The organism is Solitalea agri (assembly GCF_023914155.1).
GTDB lineage: Bacteria > Bacteroidota > Bacteroidia > Sphingobacteriales > Sphingobacteriaceae > Solitalea > Solitalea agri.
Map to the genome: position 1 here is coordinate 271,227 of NZ_JAMWYS010000058.1, position 23,364 is coordinate 294,590.

Consider the following 23,364-nt stretch of genomic DNA (forward strand, 5'->3'; position numbering starts at 1 on the left):
ACCCAAAAACTATTATACTAATGAAACCTACAACCTGGAGCAATTGGAGCGGAAGTGTTCAATGTTCGCCATTGGGTGTTTTATTTCCCGCTTCTGAAGAAGAAATTGTTCAAATCATTCATAAGGCTAGTAAAGAAGGAAAAAAAATTCGTATGATCGGCTCGGGTCATTCATTTTCTAACCTGGTCGAAACGAATGATTATATAGTTAGCCTCGATAATTTAAGAGGAATTATTTCGATAGATAAAGGCAAACAAGAAGTAACTGTAAAAGCTGGAACAAAGATCAAAGAGTTTGGCCACCTGCTTTTTGAAAATGGACTCGCCCAGGAAAATTTAGGAGATATTGATGTACAATCGCTGGCTGGTGCCATTTCAACCGGAACACATGGAACAGGAACTGCTTTTGGCAATCTTTCAACCCAGCTTACAGGCATTAAATTTATCAATGGTAAAGGTGAAGTAATTTACTGTTCTACCAATGAGAACGAGCAATTGTTTAAAGCGGCACAGGTAAGTTTAGGTACATTAGGAATTATAACAGAACTGACTTTTAAAGCCATACCGGCTTATAAACTGGAGTTTACCTCGGGAAAAGAAACGCTGGATGAAGTGCTGAACAACTATGAGCGGTACAATAAAGAGAACCGGAACTTTGAGTTTTACTGGTTCCCGGGTACCAATATTGTTCAAACCAAATTCAGTAATGCCAGTGATCTACCGGCTAAAGAATATGGTACGGCAAATTACATTACCGATATGCTTTTAGAGAATCATGCTTTCGGAGTTTTATCAAAAATCACAAATTGGTTTCCAAAAGCGAGTAAAACTATTGCGCAGATTTCAGCTAAAGCTGTTTCAACCAGCCATAAAATCAACTGGAGTCATAAAGTATACGCTTTACCCCGATTGGTGAAATTTCATGAGATGGAATACAATATTCCATTAGAAGCATTCAGAGAAGTAAAACGGGATGTACAAAAAGCATTCGACAAGCATAAATTTGATGTGCACTTCCCTACTGAAAATCGTTTCGTTAAAGGTGATGATATCTGGTTAAGTCCTGCTTATGAGCGCGACTCGGCTTATATTGCTTTCCACGTTTATAAACCAAACCCTTATAAAGAATACTTTAAGGTAATGGAAGACATTTGCTTAGCCGTTGGAGGACGACCGCATTGGGGCAAAATGCACACGCGTACCGGAGCTGATTTCGAAAAGCTTTATCCAAAATGGAATGATTTCCAAGCCATTCGTCAGGAAATGGACCCAGAGGGCATTTTTCTTTCGCCTTACATGCAACAAATTTGCGGAGAAACAATTTCAATGAATCGTTAACAGTTACTCAACTTTGATAAAATACTAAAACCAATTCATGCTAAAGAAGATCCTACTTTTTATTCTTGCCCTTTTGGTGGTCATTATTGGTATCATGACCTTCAAAACTTTAACCTTTAAATCTAAACAACCACATGTTGCAGCCATTAAACCTGTTGAGATAAGTGAGCAATCGGTTGTTAATTTTCAGAATGCCATTCGCATAAAAACTGTTTCTTACGAGGATGCTTCCATGGTTGACACTGCACAATTTGCAGCCAACCTAAAGTTCATGGAAACTACCTACCCTAACCTAAATAAAACCTTAAAACGTGAGGTAATCAGCAAATACAGCTTGCTTTACACTTGGCCTGGGAAAAATCCATCATTAAAACCAGTTGTATTAATGGGTCATATGGATGTGGTTCCGGTAGAAGAAGCTTCTCAGAGTAAGTGGAAAGCCGATCCGTTTGGCGGTGAAATTAAACAGGATACTATTTGGGGACGTGGAGCAACAGACGATAAAATTACAGTTATAACTATTATGGAAGCGGTGGAAAAGCTTGTTTCGGAAGGGTTTCAACCTGAACAAACCATTTACCTTGCCTTTGGACATGATGAGGAAATCAGTGGTAAAGAAGGCGCTTCAAAGATCTCAGCTTTATTAAAAAGCAGAGGTGTTAAAGCAGAGTTTGTAATGGATGAAGGAGGTTTAATGATTGATGGCATTGTAAAAGATAAAACCATTGCCTTAGTTGGTACTGCAGAAAAGGGCTATCTTTCTATTGATCTGGAAGTAAATGCAGAAGGTGGACATTCATCTGCTCCAGGTAAAGAATCTGCCATTGATATCCTTATCGCAAGTGTTTCTAAAATTCGTAACCATCCTTTTAAGAGTTCGTTCACCACTCCAACTTTAGAGCTGGTAGAATATTTAGGTCCGGAGATGTCACCTTTCTTAAAAACGGTATTTGCGAATAAATGGATTACCAAACCGCTTATCCAAAAAGAATATGAAAAAACCGATCGTGGCGCAGCTCAGTTTCATACAACCATTGCTCCAACCATTTTAAAAAGCGGATTCAAGGACAATGTTATACCAACGGTAGCTACAGCAACAATCAACTTCCGAATTCTTCCGGGTGAAACTCCTGAAACCGTTTTAGAACATGTTAAGGCTGCTGTGAACGACCCAAGAGTAAAAATTACTCCCAGAATTGAATCGCAGGCAAATCCTTCAAAAATATCATCGACTCAAGCCAAGGGTTTTCAGGCTATTGCTAATGCTAACAGACAGTTGAATCCTGATATTCCTGTAAGTCCATTTTTATTAATTGCAGTAACCGATTCTCGATATTATGCTGATATTACTGAGAATATCTATCGGTATGTGCCTGCAAAATTAATTGGTTATCACGATATCAATGAGCGAATTGCTGTGAAAGATTATAAAGGAGCGATTGCCTTTTATTATCAATTGATTAAGAATTTAAACGAAATAAAATAAAAATCAGATGGCTCTGGTAAAGCCAGAGCCATCTAATTTTAACTGATTTCCCCCTTTTGCTGCGCTTTAAATTTATAACCTATTAACTTACCTGTTTGATACCCCGAATTGGCAAATTCGAGTTGTTTTTCAATTAACGTAACCTCATCCACATCATTAAACGGCGGAGCCTGTAATTCAAACTCAAAGCAGTAATTGATTGCAAGTTTTATAAGCTGTTCAATCGTTTCTGGTTTCATTTCTTGTTGAACCAAATTATCGAACAGAAAATTCAGTTGACCCTTCCCTTCTGCAAAAAAATGATTGTCTTTGTTCACAAAAATTCTTCCCAGCAGATAGCCAATGTCATTTATACGATTATATTTTAACGAATCTGATAAGAAATTATGGATATGAATAACGCCAAAATACGATCGGCTCTGATCTTCATGAATGTATTTAGTTTTAAAAATAGCATGCTCCGGTGGAAAGGTAAAGATATTGGTATGCATGGTTACAATCAGTACATCACCACCAAAACGTATACGCGCTTCAAATTTATTGATATCTGCATATTCAATTTCAACAGATGGATCAATAGACTGAAAATCAGCCGCCAACTGAACAGACAACTCCTTCAATTGAGCCTTAAACTGCGAAAAAATGGTACAGGTTGTTTTATAGATGTTATTCTTTAATGAGGAATGAGTTTTCAGTCCTTCAATTATTTGTTTATAGCTTTCATCCTTTTCCATATTTGTCATATTTACAATAAAGATCGCTATTAGTTGATAATCTGCTTTGCAATATCAGCAGCAAATTCATCAAGGCTAACATTGCCAGTATTGGTAAGAATGATGATCGTTGAACCTTCTTCCAATACATGAAACAGCATGGCTTGTGCCCCCATAATAGAGCCAGGACGTTTTATAATTGTATATTTCTTCTGACCAATTTCATAATCTTTATAAACCCAAACACCATAACCGTATTCACCCAAACCGGATGTGAACATTTGATTTAGGGTTTCGCGCTTTAAAAGCTTTGCACCAAACAAAGCATCCGAAAATGCTAAAATATCATCAACATTAGCATACATAGCGCCCGCAGCATACCAATTACCCCAATATACCGGTAAATCATTTACTAATGTTTTCAGATCGTCGCGATAGAAATACGTATCAGCCAATTTATCAACAATGACTTCCTGTTTTAACAAGCCAGAATTAGTCATATGCAGTGGATACAATATTTTTTCTTGCAGATTTTGTTCAAAGCTTTTGCCACTTACACGCTCTATTATTTTACCCAGAATAATAAAATCAGCATTGTTGTAATCAAACTCCTTACCTGGTTCGGCCACCAGAGAATCACTGCAATATTTTATCAGCAATTCATCAGCAGTAAAAGGTCGCTGATACTGTGGAATGCCATTTTTTAAGGCACTTTCGAATGAAACGCCGGCATCCATATTGTGAAGTCCGGAGGTCATATTCAGCAGTTGCTTAATAGTTACTTTATTACCTCCTACTCCCTTATAATCAGTTAAGTAGGTAGTAATCGTTTTATTCAAGTCAATTTTGCCCTGCTCGTAGAGCTGAAGAATTAAAACCGCTGTAAAGGCCTTTGTTATTGAAGCAACTTTGAATTTGGTTTCAATTGTATTGGGTATTTTAAACGAAAGATTAGCAAAACCGAAACTCTGTTTGTAACTGGTCTTTCCGTTTTGTTTTATTAACACGACGCCATTAAAATTATTTCGTTTCGTAAAGTTGTCAATAAAGGCATCAGCTTTTGATGTTTGAGCTGATAATTGCTGAATTTGAATGAAAAAGAAAATTGCTAAAAACAGTTTTTTCATAATATTAAATTTCAGATAGAGTAATACCAATTTCTAAAAAGTTATAACAATATAGTTAGAATAGATCTTCTGTTAAACAACGGTTAATAATTCTAAAATCACAGGTAACTTTCTTTTGATAAAGTTGATCCGATATTTCATAGAATATTGGCAATGACACCAATTCACTGTAAATCAGAATATTAAATAACAAACATGATTTTAATCATTTTTTTGAAGCGTGTAGGCGACTTATCTTGCAGCCCCTAAACCATTATAGATGAAGAGATTAGTGTTTATAGTATTGTTACTACTGTCGGTAAAATTTGCCCTTGCCCAATATGATCCGCTTTATTGGGAAATAAAACCAAAAAATAGCACAAAAACATCCTATCTGCTAGGCGTTCCTTATGTATTATGTGCTAACCAACTAGTTTTTGGCGATGCTGAAAAACAAATGATGTTGGAAGCCGAACAGATTTTTTTTCAAAGCGATATAAGTAGCCCTGAGTTTATGACATCCATTCTGGCCTACAAAAATCAGCATAAAGGTTTTGAACTAAAAAAAATATATTCACCAGAAGAGTACCTGTTTCTGGCATCTTTTTGCAAAGATTCGCTTGGTGTGGATATAAATAATATTCAGGACAATTATCAATTATTCAGTCTGATTATAAGTAAGAGTGTGGGTTGTGACCCCCAATCGGCCGAGACACCGTTGATCAGGTATGCTATTGAAAACAATAAAAAAATAATTGAATTAGAAAGCCCTACAGCTATTTTTGAGCAACTTGATAAAATTAGCAGTAAAGACAGGGCCGCCTGTTTTCTCAACTTTGTTAAAAGCTACAACACAGCTAATACCGGTTTTAGAAAGGTAAAAAATATATACGCAAGTCCTTCAGAAATAGATTTTAAATATGTTAAGGGTATTGCAACCTATTTTTCAAAAGCTCATTACAAATACCTGGTAGAGGATAGAGCTAAAAACTGGACTAGCAAAATGCAAATGGCTTTGAAAGATAAAGCCAGTTTTGTTGTTGTACCAATGTATCTTTTGCCGGGTAAAAAAGGGATTCTAAAACAATTAGAAGAAAGAGGATTTGAAATTAAAGCAGTTAATCCAAACTTGAGAGAAAATATATTTGTACAAAATGAGTAGGAGCAAACTCGTATTTATGTTGTCTTATCTTGTTAATGATCAAATATTTAATTTTTGATTTACTATAATTTTCCCTGTTTTCAATTTTTATTTTCTGTAAATTAAGATAGATCATTTTAAAGAAATCTATGAAAGTGAAAATTATCTTAATGACAGTATTCTTTGCATATATCGCATTAACTGTCCGCGCTCAAACATCCAATGAAGAAGCTGACGCTATGGCCAATTTGCTGGGAGTCCAGAAGAAAGAAGCTGTTTCCAAATTAGTTTCGGTTAGTGGAAAAGATTCTGTTGCATTTTGGAAAATCTACGATGAATACCTGAATGCTAATAGGAGCAATATAAAAGACAGAATAAAGTTATACGAAGGAACAGCTCAGGCTTACAACAATATGACGCCTAAAACTGCCGACTCATTAGCATTAAAGTATTTTGCTAACCGAGAACAGCAAGAGAAAAGTGTGGAGATGTATTATAAAAAGATAAAAGCGGCTACTAATGCCGTTACCGCATTTGAATTTTATCAAGCCGAAATTTATTTATTAACGCAAATCAGGGCCACCATTATGCAGCAGATCCCAACCTATGGAGAACTGCAGCGGGCTTTGAAAAAGAATTGATTTTCAATAAAAAGAAAAGCGACCTAGGTCGCTTTTTTTATGCTATTAAATTGGAGGTTTGCATGAAACGTTCAAAAGCAATAAAGCAGATTCTACCATTCTTGTGTTAAATATTTATCCTTTCCTGATATTTTTTAACTGCCATATCAATACTGTAATGCATACGCTCCGGCCCCAAAGTCTTTCCAAGATTCGAGCGATTGATCACTTCCAATACCTCAGGATTCAAACCGACTAACCAAACAGCAACACCCTCTTGACCGAGTCTTTTATCAGCCTCAACTAACATTTTCAATGCGGTATACTCCAAATCAATTACAGTGCTAAAATCAAGCATTAATACTGATGGTTTATGTTTTTCAAGCATTAACCGGATCTTTTCTCCAATGCGTGAGGCATTGAGAAAAAAGATGCGTCCTTCCGGTCTTAAAATTAACAAACCAGGGAAAGTTTCATCATCCGGATGATCATCAGAAAGAGGCCGATAAAAGTTCGTTCCTCGTTTACGAGCTAATACCCGAATTGGTGGATTGGTAACCTGTTGTGCAAGAGCTGCCAACGATATAATAATGGCTACCACTATTCCTTTAAGTGTTCCTAATAGCACAACTCCGATAAGTGCTACCAAAGCCCAGATAAATTCGGTTCTTCGAACCTTGCGAATAGCATTGAAATCGGCAGGACGAATCAGACCAATTGAATATACAATTACAATGGCGGCAAGCGTTGCCTGAGGCATCATGCCTAGCAAGGGAGCAATTAGCAACATGGTTAACACTGCCAATGCAGCCGTAATTATTGCTGCCAGTTGTGTTTGTGCACCGGCAGAACGATTTACCGCAGTTTGAGATGTACCACCTCCCGATGGCATAGCTCCGAAAAAAGCTCCTCCAATATTGGCCAAACCAGAGGCAAACAGTTCCTGATTGGCACGAATTGGAGGCTCTCCACTTTTGACGAAGGCACGACCGGCAGCAATTGTTTCAGTAAAGCTCATTAAAGCAATCCCCACCGCACCAAACCACAGTTCATCGAAAAGCGAAAAATCAGGTTTAAAGAAAGAGGGCAACCCGAGTGGAATGGTACCAACGGGATCAATTCCATAGTTCAGTAAATGAAAAAGACCCATTGCCAGCACTCCCATTGCAACCACCACCAATGGGGCTGGTACTTTAGGCATAAAATGTTCTAAAGCTACTAACAAGGCAATCATTATTATTCCAACAAGCAAAGTTGGTAATGAAGTTTCGGGCAAGTGATGAAAGATCGCAAGCAGATTGTGCCAGAAAGAACCTTTATCGAAATGAATACTTAATAGCTTAGGAATTTGATCGAGGATAATAACTAATCCAATGCCGGCCTTAAAACCAACCAGCACGGGTTCTGAAATAAAATCAGCTATAAAACCTAAATGTAAAAACGAAGCAAGCAAATGTACAATGCCTACCAATAGAGTTAAGGTAATGCATATGGTCATTATTGTAGTATTGTTATTTACAGCCAATACCTTATCTAATTGTGTAGCGGTTAAAATAGCCAATGTTGTAGTGGTGCTTACACTAAGCGGTCGAGAGCTGCCCGTTAGTGCATAAAGTATCATTGGCAAAAACACTGTATAAAGCCCAACCTGGATTGGTAAGCCAGCTATGGTAGCATAGGCCAATGCTTTGGGTATTACCACTGCCGCCGTAACAGAACCAGCAACTATATCATTCTTAAGCCACCTTCTTGAGTAATGGGAAAGCCAATGCGGCAAAAGAGATCTGTTTTTTCTTATTTCCATTAAGCATACTAATTGCGAAATCATCCGATGAACAGATGGCTATTTAATTTAATCAAAAAAAACGCTACTATTTAAGTGGATGTGCGAGAAGACGGTCGGTGACTTCCAAACAATTTTAACGCATCAAAGGCCTCTATATATTTGTTTTCCTACTTATATAATTTACATTAGAAGCTACTATCTCATTGTTTTCGACAATTATTGAGTTGCTCCTCTACTTATAATAAACCTTTAGCGAATCAGGAATTAGCTTGTTGTTTTTACAGGCATAGTTATTTTTCCGGAGAAAGTTGTCCAGCTCATTCTTCATCTGCTGCGCCTTACTGCTATTTTCTACTGGCTCTAAGCCCAAGTTAGGCGAAATATCATAAATCGATTGAGCCGACAAGAATTGATCGGTGCTCAAAATATCCATGATTTCATTTTTATTTCGAATCATCGGATAGGTTTGTAGACTCCTGAACCCTTTGGAATTATCCAAACCATGCCCCATCCATGCCGCTACTGTGGGTCGTTTGATGTAATTAGCTTTGTTGAGCATGGCAATCAGTGAAGGTGTAATATCGAAATGAGAAACAATTGATGAAAATTTTTCGGTCTTTTTCAACATGGGCGAATAAATGATGAGTGGCACATGAAAACGGTCTATTTGTGTACTGATCGGAATTTCGGGCATACGGTGGTCGCCGGTAATCACAAAAATAGTGTTGGCAAATTCTTTCGTTTTACTAACTTCATTAAAGAAATACCGAATAGATTCGTCAAAATAAAGCATGGCAGCCAATTGTGGGGTATACTGCTTGTCAAACGAGTTTGTTTTTTCGTCCAACTTCAGCGTTTTCAATCGTTCTTCAAATTTGCGGTTATAATTTTCCTGATTAGGAACAAGAAACGGATCATGTGTTGCAATAGTGAGCATCACATCCATTCGTGGAGTACCCGATTGGGTATTCAAATCTTGCAGATACCTCCTGAAAATTTCGTGATCGCCAAAACCCCATGTAAAGCCATTTGCATTAGCAGGGAGCTTCTGATAACCAGCGCCAAATTTTCGACTGTCGATAATCTCTCCGATCCCCTGCCGGTTAAGAAAACCCTCCATTTTGTCGAATTCGGCCTCACCTCCATACACAAACCTGCTGCTGTACCCGGCCTGCTTTTTCAAAAGACTGATCAGGCTAAGGTGTTCTGGCATTTTGTCTTCCAATTCAGCAAATCCATGATCGCCAAAAGGTACCGAAGCCAAAGTGCTTGGCAACACCTGGAAGGTACGCCCCGATGTACTCAAACAGTTTTCCCAGTACAAGCTTTTTTGCATGAGTGAATCCAGAAAGGGAGTAAAACTTCCCAGGTAAGCACCTTCTCCACTGTAGGCCCGTCCGAGACTTTCTACAATAATAAAAATAATGTTTGGTGGCGTTTTTCCCAGGTTTAAATATTCGCCCAGCATATCTGGTGTGGTTTCCTTGTGCAAAAACGGATAATCCGCGTCAATGTAGGTGAACGGATTTCCTTCAGCAGATGCGGCAATGGTGGTGAAGGTAAATTTCTGATCTTCGCCCCCTCCTTTCAGATAATATGCTGATACGCTTTGTGTAAAAAAGCTAAGTTTATTATAGGCAACAAGCATGGCAAACTCGTTGTCGAATTTTGAAGATTCAGGCTGAAACTGCTTGAATGGTAAACATGAACACAATATCAGGATGGTTAAAACAGCTACACCCAAAGGTTTTATTTTAAAATACACATGCTTTAACATGACCCTGAACATGATGCCCAAGTACAGAAAGATAACAATGAACGGGAAAATTTTTAATTCGCCGGAAGCTCCAACTGTATGCTTGATTTCTGCCAGCGAGTAACCAAACAAATCGGCGCCTAGCGGTACACGAGCAGTGCTAAAATATTGAAGCAGCAAAATATTCCCTAACATGAGCAGTACGGTTGCGAATGCAAAGAAATAAAGCGCAACCCTGGGGTTGAAAAAAGCAATAATCAGGTAAGGGATCATTAGGATTGCCGACAACTGAAGGTAAAAAATCACATCGAATTTTAATCCATGCAACAGTGCCCAAATGCTTCCTTGCGGATAGTTAGAAAAGTTGGATGTAACAACAATTTCGTAAACCCGCGATATCAGGATCATCAAAACCAGGAAAAAACTCAGACTCAGAAAGCGCCTTAACGACCTGAAGACTTGATGTAATATGGATTCGTTTAAATTAGCCATGCTGTTTTCTAAAAAAGCCATGTTAAACTGATGTCGAATGTATAATAGCTCGAAAATTTGCCAGGTTGAAGTTCCTCGCTGCTCCAGCCGATTGATGGGTTGATAATCCAGGTGCGTTTAATGATATGATCATAACCCAGGTTCATCGAGCATTTTTTTAAGTTCAATTTGGAGCTTAAATCGGGATTGACAAGATTTTGATTTTCATCGGGCGAAATTCCATAGCCTAATTGTAAGCTGAGGTAATTTGCCGGGTCAGAAAAATAGCGTCTTGTTGTTAAAAAGCCTGACACCGAAGTTCCTTCAGAACCCGGAGTTACATATGGGCGGAACGATATCCAGTAATCACCGATATATTTCCCCAGGCTTCCCGTGAAAATCGAGACCGATGAACCGCTGAAGAACAAGGTTCTCATCCCCAGTGAACCTTCAAATGCATTGGGAAAACTGTGGTACAATTCTGCACCAAGCCTGTGCTTAGGGAACATCGTATTTTGCGAGAACCCGTAGTTGATGTAACCGTAATTATTTTCGCTGATTTTGGGATAGGCATCCATTTCGTATTGAAACCCTGTACTACCAAACCGTTGGGCATAATTTACACGTGTAGTCACTGTCCCGATTATTGTTTTATGACCATACGATAAAGTCAGTGTCTGCCACGGATCTTCATTTACAGATTTGAAATGATCTAGCGTATAATTGATCGTGACCTTGTTTTTCAATACATCGAATCTGTAATCGGCCAGTTTTTTCATCGCCTCTACATTCGACCCATTAATTTTCACCAGCGCTTCGAGCAATGCAGACGCTTCTTCAAATTGCTTATTGCTGTGGAGGATTTTAGCCTTTTTAAGCTGAAAATCTTCATTCTTCGGATTTATTTTTAACGCTACATCACAATATTCAATAGCCTTTTCATAGTCCTCTGACCAATATTCAACATCAGTCAGCGCATCCAGGGCTTCCATATTATTCGGATTGCGGGCAAGTATATCTTTTAATACAACGCGGGCCGAATCGTATTTAGCATCCCAGGCATATGTTCGCCCCATTAACAGGGCCACATCCGAATTATAATCCTGGGTGAGAATTACCTTACATATCTCACGTGCCTTGGCCCGCTCGCCATTAAAAGCCAAATTCCGGGCTTCCTCAAACGATTGTGCCGAAAGGGGGGAAAATAAACCACTCAGCATGATTACTGTAAGTATCGCAATTGAATATTTCAATCGATATAAGTTTTTAAAACAGGGTTCTACACTTTTCACATCCATCCTGATTTCTTATTTTTTTTCTGCAAATCCAACCCGAACCATTGTTCCCCAATTTTTTTTCTTTTTGATAAAATAGTCCCAGTTACCACGTATGGCCCAATAAAGAACCATTGGGTGATAAATGATCGGCTCTAGCCAGGAGGTCACCAAAAGTTTTATGATCATACGCTTTTTCTTATACCTGTTATACATCAGTAAATCGTACAGAATAGCATAAGTTGAAAAAGTGAGGGAGAATGCATAAACAAGCAACATGACGACCAAAAAGAACGACCAGTTGGGCGAACCAAAAATTGCAATGATGGCAAAATAAATTATTCCAATTAGTTCAATAATGGGTGCCAGCCACTCGAAAAGCGCCCAAAATGGATAGGAAACCATTCCCATAAATCCATACTTAGGATTTAAAAAGAGTTCTTTGTGAAGAAAAAGGGTATCGATAGTTCCGCGGGTCCATCTGTTTCGCTGGCTTCCCAAAATCTTCAGGGTTGTCGGAACTTCCGTCCAGCACAAGGGATCGGGTACATAGCCAACTTTGTATTCTAATTTTCTGTCGGCCATATATTTTCGCATCCTTACCACCAATTCCATGTCTTCGCCAACTGTTTTTGTATAGTATCCGCCGCAACCAATAGCAACTTCCTTGTCAAAAAGGCCAAGCGCTCCTGAAATCAGCAGCAGTCCATCTAAGCGTGCCCATGCCAGTCGGCCCATCAAAAAGGCACGATTATATTCCACAACCTGAAACCGTGCCCACATATTGTTGGGGACATCAATTTTCAGAATCTGGCCATCCTCAATTTTGCATGAATTCACAATCCCGATAACGCCTCCTGTTGCAATCACCCTTTTATGAGGTTCTTCCAGAAATGGTTTAATCATTTTCTGAAGAGCATAAGGATCAATAATTGAATCGACATCAATGGAAATAAAATAATCGCCTTTTGCAATATTGATTCCTGAATTGAGGGCATCAGCTTTTCCACCGTTAACCTTGTCTACAACCGTAAGGTTATTGAATGCCCTTTTTGTGGATTTATAGACCCCACGAATTTCATTGCAAGGAATTTTATAATCAACCACATAGGTTACTTTTTCAAGATCATATGCTTCAATGGCTTTTTCAAGCGTATCGTCTTTACTTCCATCGTTTACAACAACAATTTCAAAATTGGGGTAATAGAGTGTAAGCAATGCTTTAATATTCTGAACAATAGAAATTGATTCGTTGTAAGCAGGGGCAATAACGGTAATTGAGGGTGCAAATGGCGACGAAATAATGGCGTCATAATTGGCATTACGGTTATGATAATAACTGCGGATCAGCTCTTTTGCAGAAACTACTGCAAGCCAAAAATAGTAGCTAAATATGCCGATGGCAAATACAAGAAAAAAAGTATCTAATATGGTTAAGATTATATTCATGTATTTAGTTTCTATGGTCGGTTACATGGGCTACGAAATGACCAATATTGAGGTCTTTGTTGCCCTGTCCTAAAAGGTTTAATCTTTCAGTTCCTATGTTGCTAATAAAATGTAAAGACCGGCACGCTTCGGTTTTTAATGAGATGGACTCTGACCGGATAATTGATTCCAGAAAATTAAAATCCGCCTCATCGCCAATGTTTTTTAGCGCTTTAATAATTTCCAACTTGTTGTTCAATGTCTCAGATGGATACATGTCTTTGATGATCGACGCACCATCATAAAGACGCAGATTATTGATTGCCCTGATTGCCAGGGCTCTTGTTAGCTCAACTTCGTTGTCGAGCATTTTAAAAATGGCAGGTGCACTTTCAAATTGCTGAAAAAAGATAATCATGCGTAAACTAAAATTCCTGATGGTGGGAATTTCTGATTCGATATAAGTTTCAAATACAGGCACCGGAACCTGATGCAGCCTGAAAAAATGGAATGAGGAAAGCTGAGTCCAGGGGGTGAAAGGATTTTTTAATGTTTTAAGAAACTCAAAAGGGCTTTCGGGATAATGCATTACGTAAGCGATTTGAGCTTCTGTACGAACCAAATAATTTGAATCGTTAAGAAAATTCGGCACTATTTCTTTGGCGCTTTTGGGGTCAAGATTGGTTAAGGCTTTCAGCCCTTCTATCCGTCGATAATAAAGCTTCGATTTGGTCAGTTTTAAAGAATCTTTCTCCAGGCCAAGTTTCAGGTATATGTGTGTAATCTGTTCATCCATCTCGCCCTTAAGATTTTCCTTAAACGATAGAAGCACATGGGTGAGTATTTTCCGGTTAACCTTCTTATTTGTTCTTTTCAACTTCAAACGGACAAGATCCCACTCAATATCACCGAATAAATACGACTGCAAATTTTCTTCGTACGAATTCAGAAAAATACGGTGATACCTCTCCTTGTGGTTTTTGATGTTATTACCAAAATATATAATCAGCAGTACTGTCAAAATATTGGCAATCAAGAACCCAATCAGAAGTAATAAAAGAATGATGATTGGATAAGTGTAGACTTTTTTTACAAATTGAAAATAGGACGGCTGGAAAGAGGGAGGAAAATTGTTGCCGAAGGCAAGCAATTGCTTTTTTATACTTGAAATATTTTCACTACCCAATACCCATACAGCAAAATCACTCAACTCTTTTCGGGGCTGGCCGCCCTTCAAAATTGATTTTGGAGGCGCTTGATCGATGCGGTGGATAGCAGCTTTGTTATCTTTGCTATTCTTGCTTATACCATTCAGTGGTATCAGAAAAATAAGGGCAAAAACCCAATACAAAAGAAAGCCAATAGGCTTTTTTTGTTTGATGGAGGTCATTGAGCCCCTATTATAGCAATAAAATTTCATCGACTGGTAGCCAGAAGTTTTCGAACCCTAACATTTAACTCTTCCAGGCTAAATGGTTTCACCATAAAGTCATCGGCCCCCAAGTCAAAAGCTTTTAAAACATTATCCTCAACACCTCCTGCCGAAAGCACCAGTATCGGAATGTTCATTTTCCTTTCATCACGTACGTTTGCAATAACTTCGTGCCCGTTAACACGCGGCATATACAAATCCGTAATAATCATATCGGGCTCCGTAGTTTCAAGTATTTCCAGGCATTCCTTTCCATCATTCGATTTAATAACATCATACCCTTCACGTTTCAAACTACGAAAAATGGTTTCCAGCATCATCGTACTGTCCTCCGCCACTAAAATCCTCTTCATCTAAATCAATTATTATTAACCTAATTTTCAATCATTTTTTTTACCCTGATAGATAACTCTGTCAAACTGAAAGGTTTGACCAGATAGTCGATTGCACCTGCTTCAATAGCTTCAGCAATCTCATTGTCATTTCCCATTGCCGATAAAATGATTACAGGCGTATATGGGAAAAGCACTTTCGATTTGCGTATTACATCCATGCCTGTGGCATAGGGCATCATCATATCAGTGATGACTAAATCGGGCGCTGTTTCTGCCAATTTATCCAATGCTTCCTGTCCATCCTTTGCTGTTTGCACAGTGTAGCCGTCTTTTTTGAGGCGAAGCTCAATTGTTTTTAGCATCATGGTTTCATCTTCAGCTACTAAAATGGTCATAGTCATTTGAATTATATTTTAACAATCTACTTTTAGCAATTTCAGCTCAGCTACTATTGAATTGTTTAGTTCAATGGCTCGTTCTGCTTGTTTTGAACAAGTATTAAGTGCTGTTTTTTCTTTAGCATTACATTCTATTTCATTCAGCAATTCGTATAATGCGGTTGCCTGAAATAAGCCTACCGGACTTTTAGCTTTATGAGCATGTGAACGTACATCATCCCAATTTTTTAAATAAACAGCTTCCTGAATTTGGCTTAAAATCACTGGCACAGTTTCAATATAAGTTGTGATTATTTCCATCAAATAGTCCATATCATCAAGTTCAGCTAACTGTCCTAAATCATACAAGGCTGGTGTTATTTCTGAATCTGTAGTGGTAAATTCTAATTTGTCTCCCAGTAATTCATTGATTTTTTTATAAAAAACTGTGAATTCAAATGGTTTCGACAGATATTCATCCATCCCATTAAATAAACAGTACTCACGCTCACCTTTCATGGCCGAGGCAGTCATTGCCATAATGGGAATCTTCAGTTTTAATGTTTTACGTATGTATGAAGTAGCCGTAACGCCACCCATTTCTGGCATATGAAGATCCATTAATATTAAATCGAACTTATTATTGGTCTCAAGAATATGAACAGCTTCTTTACCATTTTGAGCAATAACAATTTGCCCCCCTGCTTTTTTTATCAGATTGAAAATAAGTTTTTGATTAACCTCCTGATCTTCTACCAAAAGAAACTTCCTCCCCTTAAATGAAGATGAAGAAATCGCTTCTTCCTTTGTTTTAATAACAACTTTTGTTTCATCACCTAAACCTAAGGGAAGTGTAAAACTAAAGGTTGATCCTTTATCGAGTTCACTACTTACGTCTATAGTTCCACCTTGTAATTCGAGTAATTGTTTAGTGATTGACAATCCAAGACCCGTTCCTCCATATTGGCGGGTAATTTCGGCTTCGGCTTGCACAAACGGCTTAAAAATTTCTGTGATCTTTTCTTCTGAAATACCGATACCTGAATCAGCAACCGAACCCTTTAACAAAATTCCGTTAGCATTCTTTTCAGCAGTAATAGTAACTACGATTTTACCTTCAGATGTAAATTTTATTGCATTGCCAATTAAATTGACCAGGATCTGGCGCAGTTGCAGTGGATCTCCCAGCAAAACTTTAGGTAATGATAGATCAATGTTTAACTCTAACTGAATACCTTGTTTTAAGTTTAGTTGAAAACCTCGATTAAGGTGATCCAAAAGCTCTAAAACATCAAAGTCAATAGTCTCAAAAGTCATTTTTCCTGCCTTAATTTTAGAAAGGTCAAGAAGGCCATTGATAATATCCAATAAGTTAATTGCCGACGTTTTAATAGAATTGGCAAAGTCGCGCTGTTGTTCGGTTAAATGTGTTTCCAGCAATAAGCGATTCATACCAGAGATCCCATTTAATGGCGTACGAATTTCATGACTCATGTTCGCCAAAAACTGTTCCTGCATTCTTTCGGAGTATTCGGCGGTTTCTTTGGCTGCTATAAGCTCCTCTCGCCTTTGCACCTCTTCCGTAATATCATTGGCAATAACACCTACACCATATATTTCTCCAGTTGAATCAAAAAGAGGAAACCTTACCATCATAAAATGAGCCGGCTGAATGTTCTCCTCATTGATATATTCAAACTTTAAAATTTTTCTTGAAGAAATGACCTCATTATCTAATTTTTCGAAGTGTGTGGACTTTAACTGAGAAAAAAAGTCATAGTTGTTTTTTCCGACAGGGTCCATTCCAAAGAATTTTTTAGCTGATGGGCTAGCAAGTAGATAGGTACCTTTTAGATCTTTCACATAAACTATGGTAGATTCCAAGTTTTGAAAGATATCTAATAATAAATTCAAGGTTTTTTTACGTTCCTTTTCAGATGCTTTCAATTCTTCTTTTATACTTCTCGCTTCTGTAATATCCTTTACTGTATGCAAAAAGCCTCTTTCTCTTCGATCGGGGTCTATTTTTGTTGATTTTAATTCTACCCATACCATTTTTCCATTTTTAGAAATAAATAGCACTTCGGACACTATAGGCACTTGAGAAGTTTTTAATTCATGTTTATGAGCCTTCATTTCTTGAATAGAATCTGAGGACCCCAATTCAATGATATTTTTACCAATCAATTCTTGTGTAGTGTAGCCAAACATTTTGGAAAACTTGGAACTGGCGAATGTAATGTATCGATTTATATCTGTTGCGACTACAGCATCGGCCAGGTTTTCAACGAATTCTAAATACTGTTTTTCGTTTACCCGTGTTTGTTTTAATTGTTTTTGGGTACGAAAAAGTAAAACAGATTTGTTAATAAAAATAATTGCAGAAATAAAGGCTAATACAGCGAGGAATAATGATGAGTAAAAGTTGATGGCTAGTGCCTTTTTGTGTTCCAATTTTTCCCATCTGCTAAGAAGCGAATTGGTGACCTTATAAAACGCCGTAGTGTTTGAATCTGTTTGCTTAAGAAGTTCTTTCTGTAATCCTTTTCCAGGTTTAGCTAACAGATCAAATTGTATTTTTTTTCTTTTTTGAAATAAGTTTGAGATGGTATCAAGCGTTTTTTCTTGATCTACCATCGTGCTTTTTAAAAAAAATAACTTTTTATCTATCGAGCTGTGAAGACTCTTTACTTTCTCATTTACCGAATAATCGCCCCGAATAATAGATTCTCGTACAAAAAATGCCGTAGACAAAAACTCGTAGTTAATTTCTTTTAATGTGTTTATTTGTTTTAAGGATAATGAACTTGATCGATTATGCTCTTTAAAGTTCCCAACGTTAATAAACAAATAGGAACCGATAACCAGCATTGTAAATAATACGATTGAAATGTTTTTTCGATTCATTTGCACTACTCCTCCCTTAATATGTTTTATATCAACTATTTCAAGCGGACGAAACTAAATGAATTCGATTGTTAAAAAATTGATATAAATCATCTTTTCAATGATTATGAGATAATAAACATAACTTCAGAGAAGTTGGGTGAATTAAAAAAGCGGTGGGTCTGGGACGAAAAACAGCTGTTCAAAAAAGAATGGCGAATCAACGATCAGATCTTCAACATGCATTACCGGAAGAGTTTAAATTCCGATTCCAGTGGTGTAATACGCATTAGGGGCATCAATTTTTGGTGGGGAAATTAATAACCAGAAATAGGGCTATTCTATGATGTGGATCATGTTTTTCTAGAAACAAAAAAGCACCAGACCCGGAAAGGTCTGATGCTAAACATAATTAATTGATAAATTGGTTGAAGCGTTAAATATAAGGCTTTATTAATAATTACAAAACCTTTTGTTTACAATTTATTTATATTGAAAATCTATTATTTCACCTTATTTAATTTTAGCAAATTGAAGTGAACTAAAATTAAATCCTCCTTTATCAAATCGAATTTTCAGCCTGTTAACTCCTGATTTTAAGTCAGTTCCAGCAGTTTTAACCACTAACCATTTATCTGAATTTAGCTTCTTTGGAATTTCCAGACCATCAATTTTTAACTCATTATTCACAAAAACTGAAATTTTCCCTGCCGAAGAATCAGCAGAAACCTTCAGATTCAGGGAATATTTTCCCCGATCTTTAACATTTATTGTATACTGAAGCCATTCTCCATCCTCAATTTTAAAAACATAAAATCCATTTTCATCTTGCTGAATATCCACTCCATCGTTTCGATAAAGACGACCGATGTTACCCACGGTGTTTACACCTGGAGTATAATGGTAGCTTGCCGAGTCCGTATCATAATAAGCATAACGCTGACGGCCCAAATCATAATCAACTGCATTAATTGTTGCATTGGTTCCTATTGAATGATTTTTGAATGGAATGGTCTCTGTTGATCTTATTTGACGGAACATGGCATCGATCACATCATGGTGATACACATTGTTTTCTGTTTTCAGATTTTCAGCCAACTCATCTAAAGTTGCCTGTACTTCAGCTTCAGTTGGCTTCTCTCCTTTTCCATTCGAATAATCAACCAATTTCTGATACCCAGGTGTAAGTTTTATTTCCAGAGGATTGTTTGAACCCATCTTTTTCAACTGCCACCAAGCCCAGCCAATATTGTGAGCTTCCACCATACTGATCAATTGAGTGTACCAGGTATTTGAATTCTCTCCCGACTCCCCCATCCATAAAGGCATATTGTTGATTTTTTGCAGATCAAGAAAGCCTTGTATACTCGCCTGATTATTAAAATTACCATACTTATGAAAGCTTACCGCCATATTATTGTCCCAAAGAGGCATAATGCCATTGTAGTTATTTCCAAAGCCATTGCCCTCAATAATAATTATATGCTTGGTATCCACCTCCCGAATTGCCGTGGTAATATCAACCATTAGCTGACGAAGCGGTTTATTCTCCTTCTCCTGATTGCCAATTCTATCATTTGGATCAGTAAAGCCCCAGTTAGGTTCGTTGATAATATCGTAGCCTCCAATGTAAGGTTCATTGGAATAACGCTGCGCCAGTTTTTTCCATAAAGCAATCGTTTTTTGTCGGTTAGCTTCACTCTCCCAAATAGATGGTTTTGAAGGATCACGGTCGGAAATTGCCAGGTCATTTCCCTGTCCACCAGGTGCTGCATGTAAATCTAAAATCAGGTATAAATGATTGGACTTACACCAACTTAGTAAACTATCTGTCATTGTAAAGCCCTTTTCGAGCCAGGTATTTTGACCCGCTACCGGTTCCTGCTCAACGGGTAAAGTGTATAAATTGTAATGCATGGGTAAACGAACCGAATTGAAACCCCAGGCAGCTAACGAATCAATATCTCTTTTTGTAGTGTGATTAGTTAGCCATGTATTGTAAAAATCATCGGTTTTAACCTTGCCAATTAAGGATTCAATACCCTGTCTGATCTTATATTGCTGACCGATATGGCCCAGCTTAAACATATACCCTTCCTGCAACATCCAGCCACCAAGACCCATACCTCTAAGAATTACCTTATCGCCCTTTTCATTAACAATAAGTTTCCCTTTGGTTTTTAAAAACCCTTGACCTAATAAACTTAATGGTAAAAAAAAGAGCATAATACCAATCATGCTCTTATATATAGTCTGTTGTTTCATTTTATGCTTGCTACCAAACATAGGTGCCACCTACTTGTGCATCAAGATTTAGGGTAACCGTTTGGTTGTTAAACCTGATGTTAAACGATTGGCTTGTTTGTGAATTGTTAAATACGATTAATACATATTTGCCCTGAGGTGTTTTATAAGCCACATTTGGCAAGTCAGCCGATGTATTTGAAGCGATACGAACCGAGCCCGGACGAACAAATTTTGCAGCATGTGCAATAGTGTAATAAGCCGGATTGCGGGTCACTTTATCTCCATCAATAGTTACCGCCCCTAAACATTTATCGCATCCACCCCTATCGGTAAATGGAGTTAGCTGAGGATTACTTGTAAGGTTCCATTCTAAAACGGTCTTGCTCCAGTTACGTGCTGCTCCAATGATCAGATCATTCATGTGGAAGGCAAAGTCCTTGGGTAAGTTACCAGGAGAACCAAACCATTGCTCCGTGAAATAAACATTCTTATCAGGGTGTGCGTTATGAACTTCTGTTAATGCCTCAATTTTACCTCCGTATAAGTGGAAAGCAGAACCATCAACGTATTTTTTGGCGTCAGGATCATTTAAGATAGAAATCGGATAATCAGGGCGATCACAGTTATGATCATAAACAATGATCTTGGTTTTTATATCTGCCTTTTTAAATGCCGGACCTAAATGATTTTTCACGAAAACAGCCTGATCCGTAGCCAACATCAGTAAACTCGGATTATTCCCCGGATGCAAGGGCTCATTTTGAACGGTTAGTGCATCAATTGCAATACCCTCTGCTTTCATGGCTTGAATATATTTCATCAAATAAAGCGCATAAGCATCATAAAACTCCGGTTTTAAACTACCTCCACGTGTATCGTTATTGGTTTTCATCCATTTTGGAGGAGACCATGGAGATGCTAAGAATTTGATTTGAGGATTAATTGCCAGAATCTCTTTTATAACCGGAATTAAATTCTTTTTATCAGGACCTAAATCGAACTTTTTCATTTCCACATCCGTTTCACCTTCTGGCAAATCATCGTATGAAAAAACGTGATCATTCAAATCAGATGCAGCTACACTTAAGCGCAAGTAACTGGTTCCAATCTGATTTCCTTCTGTTCCAAAAAGTTCATGCAGCAATTCAGTTCTGGCTGACTTGCTCATGCCCATTAAATGATCGGCACTGCCTCCTGTAAGTGTGTAACCAAATCCATCTATCGACTGATAAGTTTCTTTGGGGTTTACATCGATAGTACTGTTGATGCCTGAGCTAGTACTCCTAAATCTTATCGACTGTGCCTGCTTTTGAAATAAAACAGATTTAGCAGGATCGGTTATCCAACATTCAATACTAGCGCCTTTCTGAGCATAAGCAAAACCGGAATAAGCTACCAACAGTGCACTTACTAAACTGCTTTTTAACAATGCTTTCATTTCTTTTCTAACAATCTTACCCTGATAAAAACCATAAAATTTATCTACCAAGTGCAAAGTTGAGCTAAAACCAATATTGACTTATTAACTATTTAATAATTAATGTACTGATTGAATGTGCAGGACTATTGACAGAAGCATTATTTCCTTTAATTGAAATATTAAACGGCAAGGCATCGTCAGAGCGGTTCATTACTATTACCGCCACTTTACCATCTGTATTGATAAAAGCAGTGGTTAACAATTTATCACGATTAGAGGATGCGATAATGCGTTTCGCTCCAGGACGAACAAACTTTGAAAAATGCGCGAAATAATAATACGAATTTGTATAAATCAGTTTATCATTTTTAGTATCCGCATGAACCGGGGCATAACATAAATTGCCAACATGATTTGGACCTCCAGTTTCATCAAGCAATACATTCCAGTCAGTCCAAGCGCAGGTGCCATTATTAAAATCGTTTACCATCGAATAGCCATAACGTTCGCCTAATGTCCAATCATCAACTTTCTTTAAGTTGAACACCTCTTTACATCCTTCAGTAAAAATCAAATTAGTTTCTGGATAGGTTTCGTGCACTCTTTTCACATTATCGAACTGCATACCACTACCGGTCCAGGTTTCGTACCAGTGGTAACCAATGCCCCAAACGTATTTAGCCGCTTCAGGGTCATCTAAAATAGTGCTTGCACGCTGGTAAATAAGGTCGCGGTTATGATCCCAGGCAATCAGTTTCTTATTATCCATACCTGCTTTTTTAAGCGTTGGACCTAAATAGCCTTTAATAAAATCGCGCTCATCATCTGCAGTATAAATACACGATTCCCATGTTTGCTTAGCCATCGGCTCATTTTGAACTGTTAAGCCCCAAATTGGTATTCCTAATGCTTCGTATGTCTGAATAAATTTCACATAATAATTGGCCCAGGCCTGACGATATTCAGGTAATAATTTACCACCTTGTAACATGTTGTTGTTGTCTTTCATCCAGGCCGGAGGACTCCATGGTGACACAAAAGTGGTTAATTGACCGCCCGCAGCTGCAATGGCTTGTTTAATTAACGGAATGCGGTATTTTTTGTCGTGACTAACGTCAAAACTCTTCAGCTCCTTGTCATTGTCCTTAACGTACGTGTAAGTGTCGCTGCTAAAGTCGCAGCTGTTAATATGTGTACGAGCTAGTGAATAGCCAGCTCCTTTATCTTTATCGTAACAAGCAGTTAAAAATTCCTGTTGTTTCTCTTTAGATAGTTTAGCAAAGGTTTCAGCCGCAGCGTCTGTTATTGCTCCTCCAATCCCCTGAATGGTTTGAAATGTTTTTGTTGGATCAACAAAAATGGTCACTTCAGTTTCAAACGGTTGGCCGTGAGGTTTAAATTCAGCTGTTCCATTTGGAGATAATCGCAAAGCCGATTGTTGTGCTGTGGTATAAACCGATATTTTTTTACCATCGGTTGAATAGGTTTGCTGAGCCTGTACTGAGGCAGTTAGTGCAAGTATCGAAAAGGTTAAAACTGATTTTCTCAT

17 protein-coding genes are annotated in these 23,364 nt (G+C 37.8%); 4 read left to right on the forward strand and 13 right to left on the reverse strand.

The window, feature by feature from the left end:
• Positions 1-20 precede the first annotated feature (20 nt).
• Both NF867_RS17260 and NF867_RS17265 read left to right on the forward strand, forming a co-directional pair.
• On the forward strand, positions 21-1,337 hold the full coding sequence (locus NF867_RS17260; RefSeq protein ID WP_252589643.1) for a D-arabinono-1,4-lactone oxidase: 1,317 nt from the start codon (positions 21-23) through the stop codon (positions 1,335-1,337).
• A 37-nt stretch (positions 1,338-1,374) separates the two neighbouring features.
• Positions 1,375-2,823 (forward strand): M20 family peptidase, encoded by a 1,449-nt coding sequence (locus tag NF867_RS17265; protein ID WP_252589644.1) that lies wholly within the window; start codon positions 1,375-1,377, stop codon positions 2,821-2,823.
• 38 nt (positions 2,824-2,861) lie between these two features.
• On the opposite strand, the gene NF867_RS17270 is transcribed toward NF867_RS17265, so the two are convergent.
• Complete coding sequence (locus NF867_RS17270; protein ID WP_252589645.1) at positions 2,862-3,557, reverse strand: hypothetical protein; 696 nt, start codon at positions 3,555-3,557, stop codon at positions 2,862-2,864.
• Between the two features lie 29 nt (positions 3,558-3,586).
• Positions 3,587-4,663: a serine hydrolase domain-containing protein gene (locus NF867_RS17275; RefSeq protein ID WP_252589646.1), complete on the reverse strand. Its 1,077-nt coding sequence runs from the start codon at positions 4,661-4,663 to the stop codon at positions 3,587-3,589.
• Between the two features lie 259 nt (positions 4,664-4,922).
• Here NF867_RS17275 and NF867_RS17280 point away from each other — a divergent pair, with 259 nt between their 5' ends.
• Together NF867_RS17280 and NF867_RS17285 are read left to right on the forward strand one after the other, a co-directional pair.
• The gene (locus NF867_RS17280) at positions 4,923-5,804 is read left to right on the forward strand and encodes a TraB/GumN family protein (RefSeq protein ID WP_252589647.1); all 882 of its coding nucleotides are present in this window, start codon (positions 4,923-4,925) and stop codon (positions 5,802-5,804) included.
• Positions 5,805-5,932: 128 nt separating this feature from the next.
• A complete protein-coding gene (locus NF867_RS17285) occupies positions 5,933-6,424 on the forward strand; it encodes a hypothetical protein (protein WP_252589648.1) in 492 nt (163 codons plus the stop codon).
• A gap of 106 nt (positions 6,425-6,530) precedes the next feature.
• Here NF867_RS17285 and NF867_RS17290 read toward each other — a convergent pair whose 3' ends face one another.
• The 11 genes from NF867_RS17290 to NF867_RS17340 form a co-directional block, all read right to left on the reverse strand.
• A complete protein-coding gene (locus NF867_RS17290; RefSeq protein ID WP_252589649.1) occupies positions 6,531-8,207 on the reverse strand; it encodes a SulP family inorganic anion transporter in 1,677 nt (558 codons plus the stop codon).
• Between the two features lie 214 nt (positions 8,208-8,421).
• Positions 8,422-10,353 (reverse strand): LTA synthase family protein, encoded by a 1,932-nt coding sequence (locus tag NF867_RS17295; protein WP_252589650.1) that lies wholly within the window; start codon positions 10,351-10,353, stop codon positions 8,422-8,424.
• A 92-nt stretch (positions 10,354-10,445) separates the two neighbouring features.
• Positions 10,446-11,669 (reverse strand): YaiO family outer membrane beta-barrel protein, encoded by a 1,224-nt coding sequence (locus NF867_RS17300; protein ID WP_252589651.1) that lies wholly within the window; start codon positions 11,667-11,669, stop codon positions 10,446-10,448.
• A gap of 54 nt (positions 11,670-11,723) precedes the next feature.
• Positions 11,724-13,139 (reverse strand): glycosyltransferase family 2 protein, encoded by a 1,416-nt coding sequence (locus NF867_RS17305; protein ID WP_252589652.1) that lies wholly within the window; start codon positions 13,137-13,139, stop codon positions 11,724-11,726.
• A 4-nt stretch (positions 13,140-13,143) separates the two neighbouring features.
• Complete coding sequence (locus NF867_RS17310; protein WP_252589653.1) at positions 13,144-14,508, reverse strand: HEAT repeat domain-containing protein; 1,365 nt, start codon at positions 14,506-14,508, stop codon at positions 13,144-13,146.
• Positions 14,509-14,534: 26 nt separating this feature from the next.
• The gene (locus tag NF867_RS17315) at positions 14,535-14,903 is read right to left on the reverse strand and encodes a response regulator transcription factor (protein WP_252589654.1); all 369 of its coding nucleotides are present in this window, start codon (positions 14,901-14,903) and stop codon (positions 14,535-14,537) included.
• A gap of 20 nt (positions 14,904-14,923) precedes the next feature.
• Complete coding sequence (locus NF867_RS17320) at positions 14,924-15,286, reverse strand: response regulator transcription factor (protein WP_252589655.1); 363 nt, start codon at positions 15,284-15,286, stop codon at positions 14,924-14,926.
• Between the two features lie 12 nt (positions 15,287-15,298).
• A complete protein-coding gene (locus tag NF867_RS17325) occupies positions 15,299-18,169 on the reverse strand; it encodes an ATP-binding protein (protein WP_252589656.1) in 2,871 nt (956 codons plus the stop codon).
• A gap of 492 nt (positions 18,170-18,661) precedes the next feature.
• Complete coding sequence (locus NF867_RS17330) at positions 18,662-20,413, reverse strand: cellulase family glycosylhydrolase (RefSeq protein WP_252589657.1); 1,752 nt, start codon at positions 20,411-20,413, stop codon at positions 18,662-18,664.
• Between the two features lie 10 nt (positions 20,414-20,423).
• On the reverse strand, positions 20,424-21,833 hold the full coding sequence (locus tag NF867_RS17335) for a glycoside hydrolase family 30 protein (protein ID WP_252589658.1): 1,410 nt from the start codon (positions 21,831-21,833) through the stop codon (positions 20,424-20,426).
• A gap of 88 nt (positions 21,834-21,921) precedes the next feature.
• Positions 21,922-23,364, reverse strand: a complete 1,443-nt coding sequence (locus NF867_RS17340) for a glycoside hydrolase family 30 protein (RefSeq protein ID WP_252589659.1) — start codon at positions 23,362-23,364, stop codon at positions 21,922-21,924.